This is a genomic window from Brachybacterium halotolerans (assembly GCF_016623465.1).
Classification (GTDB): Bacteria; Actinomycetota; Actinomycetes; order Actinomycetales; family Dermabacteraceae; genus Brachybacterium; species Brachybacterium halotolerans.
In genome coordinates this window covers 29,833-45,131 of sequence record NZ_JAEDAJ010000005.1, presented here as the reverse complement: position 1 = coordinate 45,131, position 15,299 = coordinate 29,833, and the positions used below count along the sequence as shown (strand labels likewise).

Here is a 15,299-nt window from a genome sequence, read left to right as displayed (position 1 = left end):
TGCCGGGGCGGCACCGACGGCACGCCGCGCCGCCGAGGCACGAGCAGAACGGAGACGAACATGCTGAAGGACGACGAACTGCACCGGATCGCGCAGCGGCTCCATGCTGTGGGCGGCGTCGAGGCCGTGGCGCTCGGGGGCAGCCGAGCCCGCGGAACCCACCACGAGGGGTCCGACGTGGACCTCGGCCTCTACTACGACGCCGAGCACCTGGACATGCACGCACTGCGGGAGGCCGCGTGCGAGATCGCCGATGCTCCGGTCGACGTCGCCGGCCCCGGCGGATGGGGCCCCTGGGTCGACGGCGGTGGGTGGCTCACCATCGAGGGCATCGCCGTCGACCTCATCCTGCGCGAGACCTCGCGGGTGCGCGGGCAGCGGGATCGGGCGATCCCAGGCGAGTTCGCCTTCCATCACCAGCTCGGCCACCCGCTGGGCTTCCTCGATATCGCGTACGCGGCGGAGGCCGCCGTCTGCATCCCGCTCGCGGATCCCGGCGACCTCGTCCAGCAGCTGCGCGAAGGCCTGGACCCCTTCCCGCGCGCGCTGCAGGATGCGTTCACGGCCCACCTGGTCAACGCGGAGTTCCTGTTGGGCGGGGCGGCCAAGGCGGCCGTCCGGGTCGATGTCGGCTACATCGAGCTGTGCTGCGCGTGCGCACTCCTGTGGTGCGCGCACGCGTGGTGCGCCGAGGCAGGCGTCTGGGTGACCAACGAGAAGGGCCTGATCCCCGGCGTCGAGCACCTCCCGATCGACACCCACGGCTTCGCGCCGCGCGCGACGGAGATCCTCGCGGGCATCGGCGCGGAGGGATCCGCGGAGGCCGGCGAGGCAGGCGGAACTCCGATCGACGACCGCGTTCCGCGCCTGGCGACTTCCGTCGTCGAGGCCACCGCACTCGTGCGCGAGACCCGGGAGCAGCTCGCCCGAGGATGACCGTCTGCAGATCGACGGGACCTTGTTGCCTGGCGGAACAGGCATCATGCTCGCTTCATGACGATGCCCATCGACCTGCGAGGCGGCCTCCGCACCCCGCTCCCCGCCGACGCACACGTCCACAGTGAGTGGTCGTGGGACAGCGGCTCCGATCCCGACGCAGCGGGGCGCATGGATCGCACCTGCGCGCAGGCGATGCGCATCGGCCTCCCGGCCCTCGTGTTCACCGAGCATGTGGACCTGGATCCGTGCTGGCGGGCCGAGCGAGGTGATCTCGGTGGACACGCCGACCGCCACATCGCCGACGACGGGTACGTGCACCTGCCACCCTTCGATCTTGAGGGCTATCTCGAGAACGTCGACCGGTGCCGAGTCCGGTTCCCCGAGCTCACGATCCTCACGGGCATCGAGTACGGGCAGCCGCACCTGCACGACGATCGTGTGTCCGGCCTCCTCACACGCGGCCGCTTCGACCGCGTGAACGGGTCGCTGCATACGCTCCCCTTCCCTGAGAGCGGCGGGACGGAGGATCGCACGGAGCCGACGACCCTCTACCGCCACCGCTCCCCCGCGGACGTCATGGACGCGTACCTCGCTGAGATCCCCCGCATGGTCGAGGGTTCTGGCACGTTCGAGGTGCTCACGCACATCGACTATGCGGTCAGGTCCTGGCCGGCGGAGGTCGCCGGCCCGTTCGATCCGCGCGAGTTCGAGGAGGGCTTCCGCTCGGCGATGCGGTCGCTCGCCGCGACCGGGAGGGCGCTCGAGATGAACACCCGGCGACTGTGGCCCTGGATCCCGCAATGGTGGACCGAGGAGGGAGGACGGGCCGTCGCCTTCGGCAGCGATGCGCACGTGCCGGCGGGCATCGCCGGAGGGTTCCACGAGGCCACAGCCATGCTCGAGCACTTCGGGTTCCGTCCCGGCGATCGCCCGTGGGACATGTGGCGACGCTGAGCGAGGCGCGAGGCCCGCACATCCGCGCGGGCGGCCCGCGCGTGCGCAGGAGCAACGGGACGACGGGGCGGACGGGCGCCCAGGACTCGGCCCGTCCTTGATGAAGCCATGGCGAAGGACCATGCTCATGGCATGAGGAGGCGCCGGCGCCCCCTCATCCGCGGGCCCGCCACGGCCAGCACCGCACGATCGAGACGACTCCGGCACAGACGCCGCCAGCACCCCCTTCGGAACGGAGCCCCGAATGCTCACCCGTCGCCAGACCCTGCTGCTCATGACCGCTCTGGGCCCGGCGTCGGCACTGAGCGCATGCGGTCCGAACCTCCCTTCGAGGTCGAACAGCGATCCGAACACCGTGCGCACCTACTGGTGGGGCGGGGACCTGCGCCACGAGCTGACGCAGACGGCGCTCGGGCTCTTCAAGGACGCCCACGGCGGCGTCACGGTCACGCCCGAGTACAGCGAGTGGACCGGGTACTGGGACAAGCTCGCGACCCAGACGTCCGGCGGAAGCATGCCGGACCTCCTGCAGATGGACGAGAAGTACATCGACTCCTACGGCACCCGCGGGGCCCTGCTCGACCTGGAGACTCTCCGGGACGTCCTCGACCTCTCCGGCATGGAGAAGAGCCTGCTCGACACGGGGCGCCTCGAGAACGGGACGCTCGTCGGCGCGCCGCTGGGCACGGGGATCCTGTCGGTCGGGGTGAACACCGACATCCTCGAGGCCTCGGGAGTCGATGCGCCCGAGGACACGTCGTGGACCTGGGACGACCTCATGCAGACGTCCGTGCAGATCAGCGAGTGGGCGGCCGACGAGGGCAAGGACATCGTGGGCCTGGACGGCTTCGGTCAGGGCGGCGACCAGCTCGCGGCGTGGGCGCGCCAGTCCGGCGAGCAGGTGTTCCCGCGATCCGACGAGACCCTGGTCAGCCTGGACACGATCGGCTCGTTCCTGGACTACTCGAAGAAGCTCGTCGACGCCCGCGCCGTCCCCTCCGTCTCGGCGCAGATCGAGGACACCGCGGCGGGCGTCGAACAGGGATTGTTCGGCACCGGCAGATCCGCATTCCACCTGCAGTTCCATACGCAGATCCAGACGTTCCAGACCTCGTCGAAAGCACACATGACGCTGTGGCGCCTGCCCGCCCTCACCAGCGGGAGCCCTCGCATGGTGAACAAGGCGTCGATGTACTGGTCGATCTCGTCGCGGTCCCGGTCGGCGCAGAACGCGGGCCTGCTCATGGACTTCCTGCTCACCGATCCCGGCGCCGCCAAGGCCCTGAAGATCGAGCGCGGGGTGACGGGATTCCCCGATGTGCAGGACGAGATCGAGCCCGACCTCGACGAGATCGAGACCATCTGCCTGGACTTCGCGCGCGACATGCAGAAGGAGGTCGCGCCCACTCCCCGGGTGACGCCGACCTCCGGTGTCGGCTTCTCCGACGATTTCACCCGGCTCTCGCAGGCCTACTACTTCGGGAACCAGTCACTCGACGACGCCGCCCAGGCGATCCTCAGCTCGGTGCAGGGCATGCAGTCCTGACCTCCGCCGCGACGGCACCGACCACACCGGGCGGGCGTCGCCTCGCTAGGCCTCTTCGGTCTCCCGTGGCGCTCCGGTCCTCCTGGGTCCTCCGGTCTCACCTGCCCCGCGGAGCTCCGCTGCCCCTCGGTTCTCCGCCGCTCCCGCCGCGCCGTGCGCCCGCGGGCGCGCTCGACCCGCGCCCCCTGTCCGCGAGATGACGACGACACCCATCGCCGCGAGCGCGGCCAGGCCCGCGCACCACTGCAGAGACCCCGGGGGCGCCGTCATCCCGAGGAGGGTCGAGACGACGCCGACGAGGATCGGGACGACGAGTCCCAGGAGCGCGTTGAAGGTCGCGCCCGCGCGCACGATGATCCGGTGCTGCAGCAGGTAGACCGGCACGTAGACCACGATCCCGAGCAACACCAGCACGAGCAGCGCGCGCAGGGTGAGGCGGTCGCCGCCGAGCATCGCCGCCGCGGCCCAGAGCATCAGAGGGATCACGCCGATCGCGTGGATCGGGAGGATCCTGCGCGCCATCGACCCGCTGAACCCGCGATTCGCTCGGGCGAAGGCCACGCCGTACCAGGAGATGAGGAGCATCGCCGCGAGGGCGCAGACCGCGCCGGCGAACGGATGCCCGCCGCCGGCCCCTCCACCGGGCCGCGCCGCGACGTAGAGAGCCGTGGCGGCGACCGCGGCGAGCGTCGCGACGACCTCGCGGCGGTGGGCGCGTGTCGACCCGCTCGCGGCCTCCATCGCCATCACCACGGCCGGACCGAGCGTGAGGATCAGCGCGGGCATGTCAGGACCGGCAAGGGCGATCGCCGCCGTCGAGGCGACCGTGTACCCGGTGACTCCGGTGAGCGCGAGCAGCACCGTGGTGCGGGCCGGCATCGCCGGCACGGCAGGCGCCGTCGGCACGGCGGGCGCTGCGTCCATGGACGACACGGCGGGGTCCTGCTCGCCGCCCGTCCGACCCCTGCGGGAGGCGAGCGACGCGAGCACGCCGAGACCCATGACGACGAAGACGCTGCGGCCTGCGGAGACGAGAGGGACCGGGGCATCCTGCAGTGCGATGGCGACGAGGATCCAGGTCGAGGCGAGCAGCACGACCAGCGCGAGTGCCGACAGCAGCAGTGCGCCGCCCACCTCGCGGTCGGTCCCGGGCGGCTCCGTGGCCCTCATGACGTCCCCGATCTCACGTCGGATCCAGCCTCACACCGCGCCCGCGCCCGCGCTCACGCCGTGCCGTCGCGCAGCTGCGCGACGACGCCGAGCAGACCCTGCATGGCTTTCGCGCGCACGGCGTCACCCGCCTGGAACGCGGGATCGAGGACGGCGTTGTAGTAGAGCCCGTCGCCGATCAGCATGATCGCCTCGGCCCGGGCGTCGTCGCCGACCTCCTCGCGGATCAGTGCGAGCCAGCCCTCGCGCATGTCAGCGAAGGCCTGGTGCACGGGGGCGTCGTCCCTGCCGGAGAGACGGGTCGCGGCCACGAGCGTGCGATCGAACGGGGTGTCCTCGAAGACGGAGGTGCGCACGAAGTAGGCGGAGGGGCCGTCGGACGCCTCGGCCATGAGCTCCACGTCCTGCGCGGCGCGCTCGCGCATCCGCTCGGCGAGACCCTCCACGAGGGCCCGCTGGGAGCCGAAGTGGTAGAGCAGCCCGCCCTTGGAGACCCCCGCCTGCGCGGCGACGGCGTCGAGGGTCGCAGCGCGCTCCCCGTCGCGGATGAGGATCTCCTCGAGGGCGTCGAGGACGTCTTCGCGTGCGGACATGACCCACACCATAGGCCCCGCTGTTTACTGTACCGTCTGGACGGTTTAGTCTGGAGTGGCCGGCGCGCGGCGCTCCGCGCCCGTCGGCCGTATCCCGCGCACAGCGCACGCCCGCGCATCCCCGGATTCCCGCACACGCGGCAACCCGCGCATCCACCGCATAGAAGGAGGAAGACCATGACCATCACGAGCCCCATCCCGGTGATCGGCACGTCGACCTCGCCGCGTCGGCGCTGGGCCGCCCTCGCGGTGCTGATGCTCCCCGTGCTGCTGGTGTCGGTCGACAACACCGTGCTGTCGTTCGCGCTGCCCGCGATCTCCGAGTCGCTGCGGCCCAGCGGGACGGCCCTGCTGTGGATCGTCGACGTCTACCCGCTGCTGCTGGCCGGTCTGCTGGTGCCGATGGGCAGCCTGGGCGACCGCATCGGCCGTCGCCGGCTGCTGCTCATCGGCGCCGCGGGCTTCGCGGCCGTCTCCGCGATCGCGGCCTTCGCACCCAGCGCCCTCGCCCTCATCGGGCTGCGCGCGGCGATGGGCCTGTTCGGCTCGATGCTCATGCCCGCGACGCTCTCGCTGATCCGGAACATCTTCGATGACCCGCGCGAGCGCCGCACCGCGATCGCGCTGTGGGCGGCCGGCTTCTCGGGCGGCGCGGCGCTGGGCCCGATCCTGGGAGGCTTCCTGCTCGAGCACCTGTGGTGGGGCTCGGTGTTCCTGCTGGCCCTGCCGATGCTGGTGCCGCTGCTCGTGCTCGCACCGATCCTCGTGCCCGAGTCGCGCGACCCGCAGCCGGGGCCCGTCGACCCGCTGAGCATCGTGCTGGTGATGGCGACCATGACCCCCTTCGTCTGGGCCATCAAGACCGCGGCCGACGCGGGCATCTCCCTCGCCGTCGTGCTGGCCGCGGGCATCGCGGTCCTCGCCGGCGTCGCCTTCGTGCGCCGCCAGGTCACCCGCGAGCAGCCCATGCTCGACGTGCGCCTGTTCACCATCCCGGCCTTCAGCGCCTCGGTCACGGCGAACCTGCTGAGCGTGTTCTCGCTGGTCGGGTTCCTGTACTTCCTCTCCCAGCACCTGCAGCTCGTGAGCGGCCGCTCCCCCATGCAGGCGGGTCTGCTCCTGCTGCCCGGGCTCGTGGTCACGATCGTGGCCGGCCTGCTCGTGGTGCGCGTGGTGCCGCGGGTCCGACCCTCTCACGCGATGGCGGCGGGCCTGCTCATGAACGCCGTCGGCTACGGGATCGTGCTGGTCACCGGCACGGCCGGGTCCGACGGGGCGCTCGTGCTCGCCTTCGCCGTGGTCGGCGCGGGCGTCGGCACCGCCGAGACCATCTCGAACGACGAGATCCTCGGCGCCGTGCCTGCACGCAGGGCGGGCGCGGCCTCGGCGATCTCGGAGACCGCGTACGAGACGGGGGCGGTGCTGGGCACGGCGATCCTCGGCTCGATCCTCAACGCGACCTTCCGCGCGCATGTCGAGGTGCCGACGGCGCTGAGCGGCGGGGCGGCCGACGCCGCCAGCCAGACCCTGGGCGGTGCGACCGATGCGGCCCGCTCGCTGGGCGGCGAGGCGGGCGAGGCTCTGCTGAGCTCGGCCCGGGAGGCCTTCGACTCCGGCGTCGCCTACACGGCGGGCGTGGGAGTCGTGCTGATGGTCGCCGCCGCCGCGATCGTGGTCATCGCGATGCGGGAGCGTCGTCCCGCGCGACGCTGAGCCCCTGGGCGACGAGCACGCCCTGCAGGGGCAGGCGCCCGACGGAGATCGCCCGGCGCAGCGCGGAGGCGTGCCGCGAGTCCCATGCCATCTGCAGGTTCGCGGGGAACACCGCGAGGAACAGCGCGACCGAGGCCGCCCCGCCGAGGCGCCGGGTGGAGGGGGCCGCCAGCATCCCGGCGACCACGAGCTCCGCGACGCCGGAGGCGTAGGTGTAGCCGCGAGCCGCGCCGGGCAGCGCGGGCGGCACGATGCTGTCGAAGGGCGCCGGCTTTGCGAAGTGCATGACTCCGGCTCCGGCGAGCAGGACGGTGAGGAATCGGCGGGTGCGCGCGGGGTGGCTCATCGCCCCAGGCTATGCCCGCGCTCTGACCCTGCGATCAGGCCGGCGCAGGGTTCACTCGGGCCTGGTCCATGCAAGGGTGTGGCGGAAGGCCAGGTGCCGGCGCGCCCTCAGCCCCGGGAGGATCGGGGCGGCCCGTCGCACGAGCTCGTCGAGAGGGATGCTGGGATCCTTGATCGGAGGAGCACCGTCGCTGGCGGCTCCCGGCCCCCGACGGGCGGGCCAGGGATGCTTCACGGCGCCGATCAGCGGGTTCGTCGCCATCGAGGCCATGTCCCAGGCGTGGTCGCGCAGCGACGCGGGCGGGGCGAGGCCCACGCAGAGGAAGCGCCCTCCGGGGGCGAGGAGGTCGCGCACCCGTGTCAGCGCCTGCTCGAGGTCCAGGTGGTGCAGTACCGCGATCATCGTGATCAGGTCGAAGGGCCCTGTGAGGTCCTCGAATCGCGTGTCCGGCACGTCCACGTGCGGAAGCTCCGCCGTGCGGCGCGCGGCGACCTCGCGCATCCCGGCGTCGCGGTCGATCCCCTCGACGCGGTCGAACCAGGGTGCGAGCTCGACGAGCAGCCCGCCGTGTCCGCAGCCGACGTCGAGCGCCGCGCGCCGACGCCCCGGCAGCTCATGCAGGATCCAGCTGTGGAAGTGGTCGTTGTGGCTCCACGGGTGCCGGGCGTTCAGGTCGTGCATCGCCCGCGACGCGGCGCTGCCGAGACGGGAGTCGAGATGATCGCGGATGCCCATGCGGCCCTACGCTATGCCCCGCCGCCCGCCGCCCGGTGCCCGTCCCCTGCCGCCCGGTGCCCGTCCCCTGCCGCCCGGCGCCCGTCGCCCGTCGCCCCCAGGCACGCGGAGCACAGCGCTCCGGCATACTGTTCCGAGCAGGGAAAGGGGGCTCGATGACGCATGACGCCGCGCTCCCTGACACCCCGACGCCTCGGCCCACGCGCCGCCGCGCGCTGCAGACCCTCGGCGCCGGGGGCGCCGTGATCGCCCTCGGCGGGCTCGGAGCCGGGGCGCACCGCCTGCTCGGCGCGCACCTGCCGGGCAACGCGACGATCTCCCTGTACTCGAGCACCGTGGCCGTCGACGGCAACGGCCGACGCTCCCTGCTCGCCCCGCCGTCGGACCCGGGCGAGACCTCGGACTCGACCTCGGGCACGGGCACCGCCTCGGGCTCCGCGTCGGCCGGATCCGCCGCCTCCTCGCCCCGCCTCGATCCCGGCACCCGGCTGCTCGCCGGCACGCCCGCCGACTCCCCCGCCGCCCGCCGGGCCGACGAGTTCCTGGCAGGTGCCGCGACCTGGCTCGCCGACGTTCCCGACGCGTTCGCCGATCTCGCGCGCAGCGCGGTCTGGGACCTCTGGACGCTCAGCGACGGCCTGCCCGCCCCGGTCGCCGGCTGGTCGACGAGCTGGCGTTATATCTGGCCTCGCGACACCGCCTTCTGCGCGGTCGCGCTCGCACGCATCGGCCATGCGGACACGGCCCTGGACCACCTCGCCCACCTGCAGGGTCTGCAGTCGGCCGACGGCTGGTTCGAGGCCCGCTACTCCCCCACCACCGGCGAGGCCCCCGACGAGCGGCCGCGCCAGTTCGACGGCACGGGCCTCGCGCTCTGGGCCGCCGCCGAGGTGATCGGCACGCAGTCCGGGAGCGCCCGGACGAAGGCGCGCCGCCGCCTCGCCCCCCTGCTCACCACCAGCCGTGACGCCCTGCTGCGCGCGACCGATCACGGCACCCAGCTGCCGCCGGTCTCCCCCGACTACTGGGAGGTCAGCGAGCGTGCGGTGACGCTCGGGATCATGGCCTCGACCCTCGCGGGCCTCGAGGCCGCCGGCCGGCTCGACGCCGCCGGGTCCGGGGTCGCAGCCGGGGCCGAGGAGAGCGGGACCGGCACCGACGACGAGGAGAGGGCCGAGGGGGCCGAGGCCTTCCGCCGCGTCCTCGTCACCTCCTTCGGCCCCCACGGTTTCCAGCGCCGGGCCCGCAGCGGCGGCGCCGACTCCGCCCTCGCCTTCCTCGATGCGACCGGGAGCCACGGCATCGTGGGGGCCGACCAGCTGCGCGCCCTGCGTCGAACGCTCGCGCGACCCGCGGGCGGCATCGCCCCCGGTGCGCGGTGGCGTCGTGACGGGGTCAGCTGGACGCCCTCGACCTCGCTGCTCGCCCTCGGCCTCGCCCGTGCGGGGGACGCCGACGGCGCTCGCGACCTGCTCGGATGGCTAGATCGGCACCGCACCGCGGACGGCTCCCTGCCGGAGAAGGTCCTCGCCGACGGGTCGCCGGCCGCGGTCGCGCCGCTCGCCTGGACCGCGGCGAACGTCCTGCTCACTCTCGACGCGATCCGCCGGGGCTGACCGGCCGGGCACGGGCCCGCATCCGATGCGTGGATCCGCGGCACGTCTTCGCAGCACGGATCCCGGGCACGGACCCGGGGCACGGGTGTCGGCACGGGTGCTGGCACGGATCCTGGGCGGCAATCCGCGTTGCCCGGCGTCCCCGCGGAGTGCTTCACTGGAGGTATGACTCAGGCCACAGACCTCATCGCTGAGGAGGCTGAACGCTTCGCCGACGCCCTCCGCGGACCGGACCCCTCCGCCCCCGTCCCCACCTGCCCCGACTGGACCTCCGTCGATCTGCTGTGGCACCTCACCGAGGTGCACGAGTTCTGGGCCGGCGTGCTGGGCACCGGCGCTCTCACCGAAGACGACGCCGACGCGGTCGACGCCGCGCAGGCGCCGCGCCCCGAGGGCCCCGGCGCCCGCAACCAGCTCGTCGAACGGCGGGAGCAGGCGACCGCCGCGCTCCTCGCGCAGCTCACCACCCGCGGCGGTGCCGAGGCCTGCTGGTCGTGGTTCCCCGCCGACCAGACCGTCGGCTTCACCCGGCGCATGCAGGTGCACGAGGCGACCGTGCACCGCGTCGACGCGCAGCTCACCGCGAACCTGCCCGTCACTGCGATCAGCGAGGACGTCGCGACCGACGGCATCGATCACGCGGTCGGCGTCATGTGGGCGGCGAGCTGGGACTGGATACCCGAGTGGGCGGAGGTCGAGCCGCTCGCCGTGCTCACCCTGCAGGTGCGCGACGGCCAGGACGACGGGACCGGCGCGGGCATCGAGGTCGAGATCGCGCGCTGGCACGGGACCCGCCCGCGCGACGGCAAGGAACTCTCGCAGCTGCTCGGCCGCCCGCTGCCCGCGGGGAGCCGGAGCAGTGGGGACGGGGACGCTCCGTCGGACACCGTCGACGCCCTCCCCCGCGCGGTCGCGAGCGGTCTCGCCCCGGCGCTCTACCTCTGGCTGTGGAGCAGGGAGCGCGCGCTCGACGTGCTCGAGGACGGCCCGCAGAGCGTCGAGCTCACGGGCGATGCGGAGGCCGTGCGGGCGGTGCGGGAGCGCGTCGCCCAGGGCGTGGACTGAGCGCGAGCGAGCGGGTTCACGCCCCCGCGGGCTCGGGGAGCAGGCTCTCGAGAGCCTCGGCGACGCCGTCGGCGCTGTTCTCCGCGCACACGCGATCGGCGACCGCGAGCACGTCCGGATGGGCGTTCGCGACGGCCCAGCCGGTGCCCGCCCACTCCAGCATGGGGATGTCGTTGGGCATGTCGCCGAAGGCCCAGACCTCTCCCGCTCTGATGCCCAGGTCAGCGCACCATGTCTCCAGGGCGCGCGCCTTGGTCACGCCCGACGGGCCGATCTCGGCGAGACCGCCCTCGCACGAGGTCGACAGCAACGCCATGTCCCCGAGCAGCACGCGCACCCTCGCCAGGAACTCGCGCTCCCCCAGCTCGTCGCTGCGGGCCAGGAGCTTGCCGACAGGACCGGGCACCTCCTCGATCGGGCCGACGGACGCCGCCTCCGTGCGCAGCACACCCGCAGGCGTGCCGCCCAGATAGTCGGGTTCGCGGTGCGCGCCGCCTGCGAGCTCGGCGCTGAAGCGGATGCCGGGGATCTGCCGCAGCCGCGCAGCGATCTCCTGCACCGTGCCCGGCGCGATCGCGTGGTGGCTGCGCACGCGCCGGTTCGCCGCGTCGTAGACGAAGGCGCCGTTCAGGCAGAGCACCACGCCGTGGGCGCCGGTGATCCCCGCCAGCGCGTCGACCCAGCGCGGCGGACGGGCCGTGACCAGCACGGTCTCGATCTCGTGGTCCCACAGGGCCCGCCAGGTGCGGGCGGTGCGCTCGGTGAGGGCGCCCGCGTCGTCGAGCAGAGTGCCATCCAGATCGGAGGCGACCAGACGGACCGGGGACATGCCTCGAGTCTACGGGCGACTACGGCCCGGCGGGGGTGCTCGGGAAGGTCTCGTGACCGGCGTCCCTCCGTCCCAGGATCCGGCGCCACCAGGAGGTTCGCCGTGGGGATGCGGTGGCCGACGCGCGATCGGCCTCGAGCTCCGCGTGCTCCTGCTCCGCGCGGGCCGCGCGCAGCTCCCGCCAGCGCGTCAGCGCCTCGTCGGTCTCCAGGGTCGGGGAGATCATGCGGGCCATGGGGTGCTCGAGCCGGTCGTCCATCACCCGCTTCGTGAAGTCCTCGGCGTACTCGCGCACAGCGGCCTCGTCGGGGAGCTCGACCAGGGTCTCGTCCCGCGCCGCGTACTCGCGTCGCAGCACCACCACGGTGGGCAGCATCGCCGACGGATCGACCTCGCCCTCGGCGATGCGCTGCTTGATCCACCAGTTGGGGTCGTGGTGGGTGGGCAGGTTCAAGGGCTTGCCGCTGCCGGGGAGGTCGTCGAAGTCGCCGCGGGCCATGGCCTCCTCGATCGCGCCGTCGACCCACTTGCCGTCCCGGATCATCTGAGCCTCCTCGCGGATGGATGCACGCTCTGCTTCTCGCGTCGCGTCGTCGCGCGCTCGGGCGCATCCTCGTGTCCGATCCTCTCGCGGCGTCGAGCCGGAGTCCAGGGCGGCCGGTCGAGGCACCGGTGAAGCGTGCGTCGGACGTCCGTCCGGTGCCTGCCGGGCAGGCGTCGAGCGGCGCGGGAACGCACCCGGCCGGATATCCGATGGACCCGCGACATGCGGGTCCGTAGCCTCCGCGGGGTGAGCGTGCACGAGGACGAGATCCCGCTGACGGCCGAGGTCGCCGCCGAGCGCGTCGTCGCCCTGCGACCGGATCTCGCGGGATGCAGGCTCCGGATCCTGCCCGAGGTGGGCACGACCAGCCACATCGTGCGGATCGGCGACTCCCTCGCGGCCCGTTTCCCTCGTCGGCGGGCCGAGATGGAGCAGGTGCGTCGGGTCCTCGAACGGGAGCAGCGCGCGATGACGGAGTTCGCCCGTGCGAGCCCGGTGCGCGCGCCCGTCCCGGAGGGGGTGGGAGACCCGGGACCGGAATTCCCTCTCCCCTGGTCCCTGCAGACCTGGGTGCCCGGGACCCCGGCGACGCCGCGCGGGGTCGAGCGCTGCGCCACCATCGCCCATCAGCTCGCCACGCTGATCGGGGCGCTGCGCGATGCGGACCCGGGCGAGCGCCGGTTCTCCGGTGGCGGCAGGGGCGGCCGCCTGACGGATCACGACGACTGGGTCGCCCACTGCCTGCACCGCAGCGAGCACCTGCTTCCCGTCGACGGGCTCCGGAGGATGTGGGAGCGCGCCCGCTGCCTCCCGCGCGAGGACCCCGACGCCCTGTGCCACGGCGACCTGATCCCTGCGAATCTCCTGGTCGACGGGGACGTCGCGGCCGACGCCCTCGACGGGACCGGCACCGCGCCCCGCCTGGTCGGTGTGCTGGACACCGGTGGATTCGGACCCGCCGATCCCGCCCTGGACCTCGTGGTCGCCTGGCACCTGCTCGACACCGAGAGAAGATCCGTGCTGCGCGAGCAGCTGCAGGCATCCGACCTGCAGTGGGCGCGCGGGGCCGCCTGGGCCCTCGAGCAGGCGCTGGGACTGGTCTGGTACTACGAGAGCACGCTGCCGGCGATGGCCGACCTCGGCCGCACGACGCTCGGGCGGCTGCTGGAGGACCCCGTGCTGGCGTGACGCGCGATGGCTCAGGCGAGGAGCCCGTCGCGCCGGGCGCGACGCAGCCCCTCCAGCCCCATCACGATGAAGGCCGGCTTGCGAAGGATCTGCTCCCCGGGCCGGTTGCCCTCGGCGGGCGCGAGGCGGGCCGCGAGATCGGGGCGCAGGGTGCGCAGGAACCCCTCGGCGCGCACGGAGTGCAGGGGATCGCTCGCGAGCACGATGCGATCCGCGTCCTCGAGCAGAGGGAGCACGTTGCGCACGTTCTGCCAGGTGGTGACGCTCTCGTCCTCGAGGACGAGGGGCCCGGAGTAGCCGCGCTCGGCGCGTGCGAAGCGGGCCATGTGCTCGGCCTCGGAGATCTCGCCGTGCACGGCGCCGCCCGCCATCACGAGCAGGCTCCTCGTGGCCTGCGGGTCGCGCGAGCGCAGGCCCACGTCGACCCGCCAGCGGTTCACCGCGTTGATGCGCCGGCCGGGGTTGCCGTACCCGAGCACCACGATGACCTCGCGGAAGGTCCCGCGCTCACCCGGCGCGCCATCGTCCGACGGGGCGTCGCCCGTCGGCCCGTCCCCCAGCTGCGCGCGCTCCGCGCGGGCCGCCCGGGCCGAGAGGATCTCTCCCGCGGCGAGGACACCGGCGCCGAGGAACACGAGTCCCGCGCCGACGAAGGGCAGGACCGCGACCGGCCGCGCCCCGACCGGGGTGCTGCGCAGCGCGCGCCGTTGCCGGCGGGCGCTGCGTCGGAAGCAGCGGGGGCGGACCTGCGATGCGGAGGGCACGCAGTGATCGTACGGTCGCGATCCGGGGCCGACGAGGGTGTTCAACCCTCGTTCACCTGTGCATCAGGAGCTGGTGGCGGTCGGGGTAACGGTGGTCTCAGCCGCGGACGGGAGAAGCTGCGGTGACGGGATCGCGAGGCTCGTCGCCCCGCTTCTCGTCGGCCCGTGTCTCGTCGGCCGGTGTCTCTTCGTCCCCGTCGACCCGCGCCTGGCCCTGGAAGCCGATCTCTCGGAAGGCGATCTCGTAGCCGAGCTTCTCGTTGATGCTGATCATCCAGGGGTTCACGTGCGAGTTCCAGGTGACCAGGCGCTCGAGGTCGGGGAACGCCTGCGTGAGCCGACGATGATTGGCGACCTTCAGCGCGAGGCCCAGGCGATGACCGCGGTGGCCGGGCATGACCAGCGTGTTCTCCTGCCAGCCGACCGTCGTCCCCGCCGAGCTCTGGACGTGGATCTCGCTGTGGGCGGCGATGGACCCGTCGGGCGCGAGGGCGACGGCGATCAGCGCGCGGGTGCCCGCGTCGGCCCGGCGCTTCTCGAAGGTGCGGATCCTCTCGGGCGTGTACTGCGGCGCCTCGTACTCGAAGTCCTCGTCGGGGTCGTCGAGGTCGAGCTGGCGCAGCACGACGCCGAACGAGGCGAGGTGCTCCTCGGGGACCGCGTCGTCCCACAGGCGGATCTCGTACCCGTCGGTCCTCTCGGCGGCCTCGGCCGCGAGCTCGTCGAGCAGGGCCGTCGGGACCGGGAGGGCGAGGGTGCGGCAGACGCCCATCGTCCGGCGCTCCAATCCGAGGCGCGCGGCGATGCGCCGGGTGGGCAGGGCCGGGTCGTCGGGGTCGCCCTCTGCGGGGATCTCGCCCCAGTACGACACCTGGTGACGGCCGGATGCGGCGATGGCTGGCAGCAGGGCCTGCTCGATCATGGCGGTCGCGACGCCGTGCCCGCGATAGGCGGGATGGACGACGAGCCCCAGGTCGACGGCGTCGAGGTTCTCCTCCCGTGCCAGGTGGACCGTGCACAGGCCGACGACGCTCGCGCCGCCGTCCATCGGCTCGACCTCGGCGACCCATCGATGCACGGTCCAGTAGGGGGTGTCGGCGAGGATCGCGCGGCGCTGGGCCACGGTGTGCTTGTCGACCGCGCCGAAGAGGTCACGGTCGTTGGCCTCGTCGAGCGCGTTCAGCTGCTCGAGCATGCCGGGCTCGTCGACGTTCAGCGGGCGGACGGTGATCTCCATGAGCGCCAGTCGACCATGCGGTGAGCAGGCCGTCCACGGAATAACGAGTCCGGTGCGGGC

Annotated in this window: 15 protein-coding genes; 7 read left to right on the top strand and 8 right to left on the bottom strand. The window is 73.2% G+C overall.

Annotated elements, in window-relative coordinates; all coding sequences use genetic code 11:
• Positions 1–60 precede the first annotated feature (60 nt).
• From I8D64_RS10185 to I8D64_RS10175, 3 genes are all read left to right on the top strand, one after another.
• Positions 61–936: a nucleotidyltransferase family protein gene (locus tag I8D64_RS10185; RefSeq protein ID WP_200502432.1), complete on the top strand. Its 876-nt coding sequence runs from the start codon at positions 61–63 to the stop codon at positions 934–936.
• A gap of 57 nt (positions 937–993) precedes the next feature.
• Positions 994–1,893, top strand: coding sequence for a PHP domain-containing protein (locus tag I8D64_RS10180; RefSeq protein WP_246482954.1), 900 nt, complete (start codon positions 994–996; stop codon positions 1,891–1,893).
• Between the two features lie 244 nt (positions 1,894–2,137).
• A complete protein-coding gene (locus I8D64_RS10175) occupies positions 2,138–3,439 on the top strand; it encodes an ABC transporter substrate-binding protein (RefSeq protein ID WP_200502431.1) in 1,302 nt (433 codons plus the stop codon).
• 45 nt (positions 3,440–3,484) lie between these two features.
• Here the strand turns inward: I8D64_RS10175 and I8D64_RS10170 are convergent, their stop codons facing one another.
• Positions 3,485–4,609, bottom strand: a complete 1,125-nt coding sequence (locus I8D64_RS10170) for a hypothetical protein (protein ID WP_200502430.1) — start codon at positions 4,607–4,609, stop codon at positions 3,485–3,487.
• Positions 4,610–4,662: 53 nt separating this feature from the next.
• A complete protein-coding gene (locus tag I8D64_RS10165) occupies positions 4,663–5,202 on the bottom strand; it encodes a TetR/AcrR family transcriptional regulator (protein WP_246482953.1) in 540 nt (179 codons plus the stop codon).
• Positions 5,203–5,379: 177 nt separating this feature from the next.
• On the opposite strand from I8D64_RS10165, the gene I8D64_RS10160 reads away from it, so the two are divergent.
• Entirely contained in the window at positions 5,380–6,915 is a 1,536-nt protein-coding gene (locus tag I8D64_RS10160) for an MFS transporter (protein ID WP_200502428.1), read from the top strand.
• On the opposite strand, the gene I8D64_RS10155 is transcribed toward I8D64_RS10160, so the two are convergent.
• Positions 6,878–7,261, bottom strand: a complete 384-nt coding sequence (locus I8D64_RS10155; RefSeq protein ID WP_200502426.1) for a DoxX family protein — start codon at positions 7,259–7,261, stop codon at positions 6,878–6,880. The genes I8D64_RS10160 and I8D64_RS10155 overlap by 38 nt on opposite strands.
• A gap of 51 nt (positions 7,262–7,312) precedes the next feature.
• The gene (locus I8D64_RS10150) at positions 7,313–7,996 is read right to left on the bottom strand and encodes a class I SAM-dependent methyltransferase (protein WP_246482952.1); all 684 of its coding nucleotides are present in this window, start codon (positions 7,994–7,996) and stop codon (positions 7,313–7,315) included.
• A 155-nt stretch (positions 7,997–8,151) separates the two neighbouring features.
• Between I8D64_RS10150 and I8D64_RS10145 the strand changes: the two genes are divergently transcribed.
• Both I8D64_RS10145 and I8D64_RS10140 read left to right on the top strand, forming a co-directional pair.
• Complete coding sequence (locus I8D64_RS10145; protein ID WP_200502424.1) at positions 8,152–9,612, top strand: glycoside hydrolase family 15 protein; 1,461 nt, start codon at positions 8,152–8,154, stop codon at positions 9,610–9,612.
• 165 nt (positions 9,613–9,777) lie between these two features.
• Positions 9,778–10,677, top strand: a complete 900-nt coding sequence (locus tag I8D64_RS10140) for a maleylpyruvate isomerase N-terminal domain-containing protein (RefSeq protein WP_200502422.1) — start codon at positions 9,778–9,780, stop codon at positions 10,675–10,677.
• A gap of 16 nt (positions 10,678–10,693) precedes the next feature.
• On the opposite strand, the gene I8D64_RS10135 is transcribed toward I8D64_RS10140, so the two are convergent.
• Positions 10,694–11,506, bottom strand: coding sequence for an HAD family hydrolase (locus I8D64_RS10135; RefSeq protein WP_200502420.1), 813 nt, complete (start codon positions 11,504–11,506; stop codon positions 10,694–10,696).
• A 19-nt stretch (positions 11,507–11,525) separates the two neighbouring features.
• The gene (locus I8D64_RS10130) at positions 11,526–12,050 is read right to left on the bottom strand and encodes a DnaJ family domain-containing protein (protein WP_200502417.1); all 525 of its coding nucleotides are present in this window, start codon (positions 12,048–12,050) and stop codon (positions 11,526–11,528) included.
• A 246-nt stretch (positions 12,051–12,296) separates the two neighbouring features.
• Between I8D64_RS10130 and I8D64_RS10125 the strand changes: the two genes are divergently transcribed.
• The gene (locus I8D64_RS10125) at positions 12,297–13,238 is read left to right on the top strand and encodes a phosphotransferase (RefSeq protein WP_343068532.1); all 942 of its coding nucleotides are present in this window, start codon (positions 12,297–12,299) and stop codon (positions 13,236–13,238) included.
• Positions 13,239–13,249: 11 nt separating this feature from the next.
• Here I8D64_RS10125 and I8D64_RS10120 read toward each other — a convergent pair whose 3' ends face one another.
• Positions 13,250–14,002 (bottom strand): YdcF family protein, encoded by a 753-nt coding sequence (locus I8D64_RS10120; protein ID WP_343068531.1) that lies wholly within the window; start codon positions 14,000–14,002, stop codon positions 13,250–13,252.
• Positions 14,003–14,099: 97 nt separating this feature from the next.
• A complete protein-coding gene (locus I8D64_RS10115) occupies positions 14,100–15,239 on the bottom strand; it encodes a GNAT family N-acetyltransferase (RefSeq protein WP_200502416.1) in 1,140 nt (379 codons plus the stop codon).
• Positions 15,240–15,299: the final 60 nt, after the last annotated feature.

Excerpts from the sequence above, each read along its gene's own strand:
- I8D64_RS10185 (WP_200502432.1), top strand. The coding sequence starts at position 61 with ATGCTGAAGGACGACGAACTGCACCGGATCGCGCAGCGGCTCCATGCT.
- I8D64_RS10180 (WP_246482954.1), top strand. The coding sequence starts at position 994 with ATGACGATGCCCATCGACCTGCGAGGCGGCCTCCGCACCCCGCTCCCC.
- I8D64_RS10175 (WP_200502431.1), top strand. The coding sequence starts at position 2,138 with ATGCTCACCCGTCGCCAGACCCTGCTGCTCATGACCGCTCTGGGCCCG.
- I8D64_RS10170 (WP_200502430.1), bottom strand. The coding sequence starts at position 4,609 with ATGAGGGCCACGGAGCCGCCCGGGACCGACCGCGAGGTGGGCGGCGCA.
- I8D64_RS10165 (WP_246482953.1), bottom strand. The coding sequence starts at position 5,202 with ATGTCCGCACGCGAAGACGTCCTCGACGCCCTCGAGGAGATCCTCATC.
- I8D64_RS10160 (WP_200502428.1), top strand. The coding sequence starts at position 5,380 with ATGACCATCACGAGCCCCATCCCGGTGATCGGCACGTCGACCTCGCCG.
- I8D64_RS10155 (WP_200502426.1), bottom strand. The coding sequence starts at position 7,261 with ATGAGCCACCCCGCGCGCACCCGCCGATTCCTCACCGTCCTGCTCGCC.
- I8D64_RS10150 (WP_246482952.1), bottom strand. The coding sequence starts at position 7,996 with ATGGGCATCCGCGATCATCTCGACTCCCGTCTCGGCAGCGCCGCGTCG.
- I8D64_RS10145 (WP_200502424.1), top strand. The coding sequence starts at position 8,152 with ATGACGCATGACGCCGCGCTCCCTGACACCCCGACGCCTCGGCCCACG.
- I8D64_RS10140 (WP_200502422.1), top strand. The coding sequence starts at position 9,778 with ATGACTCAGGCCACAGACCTCATCGCTGAGGAGGCTGAACGCTTCGCC.
- I8D64_RS10135 (WP_200502420.1), bottom strand. The coding sequence starts at position 11,506 with ATGTCCCCGGTCCGTCTGGTCGCCTCCGATCTGGATGGCACTCTGCTC.
- I8D64_RS10130 (WP_200502417.1), bottom strand. The coding sequence starts at position 12,050 with ATGATCCGGGACGGCAAGTGGGTCGACGGCGCGATCGAGGAGGCCATG.
- I8D64_RS10115 (WP_200502416.1), bottom strand. The coding sequence starts at position 15,239 with ATGGAGATCACCGTCCGCCCGCTGAACGTCGACGAGCCCGGCATGCTC.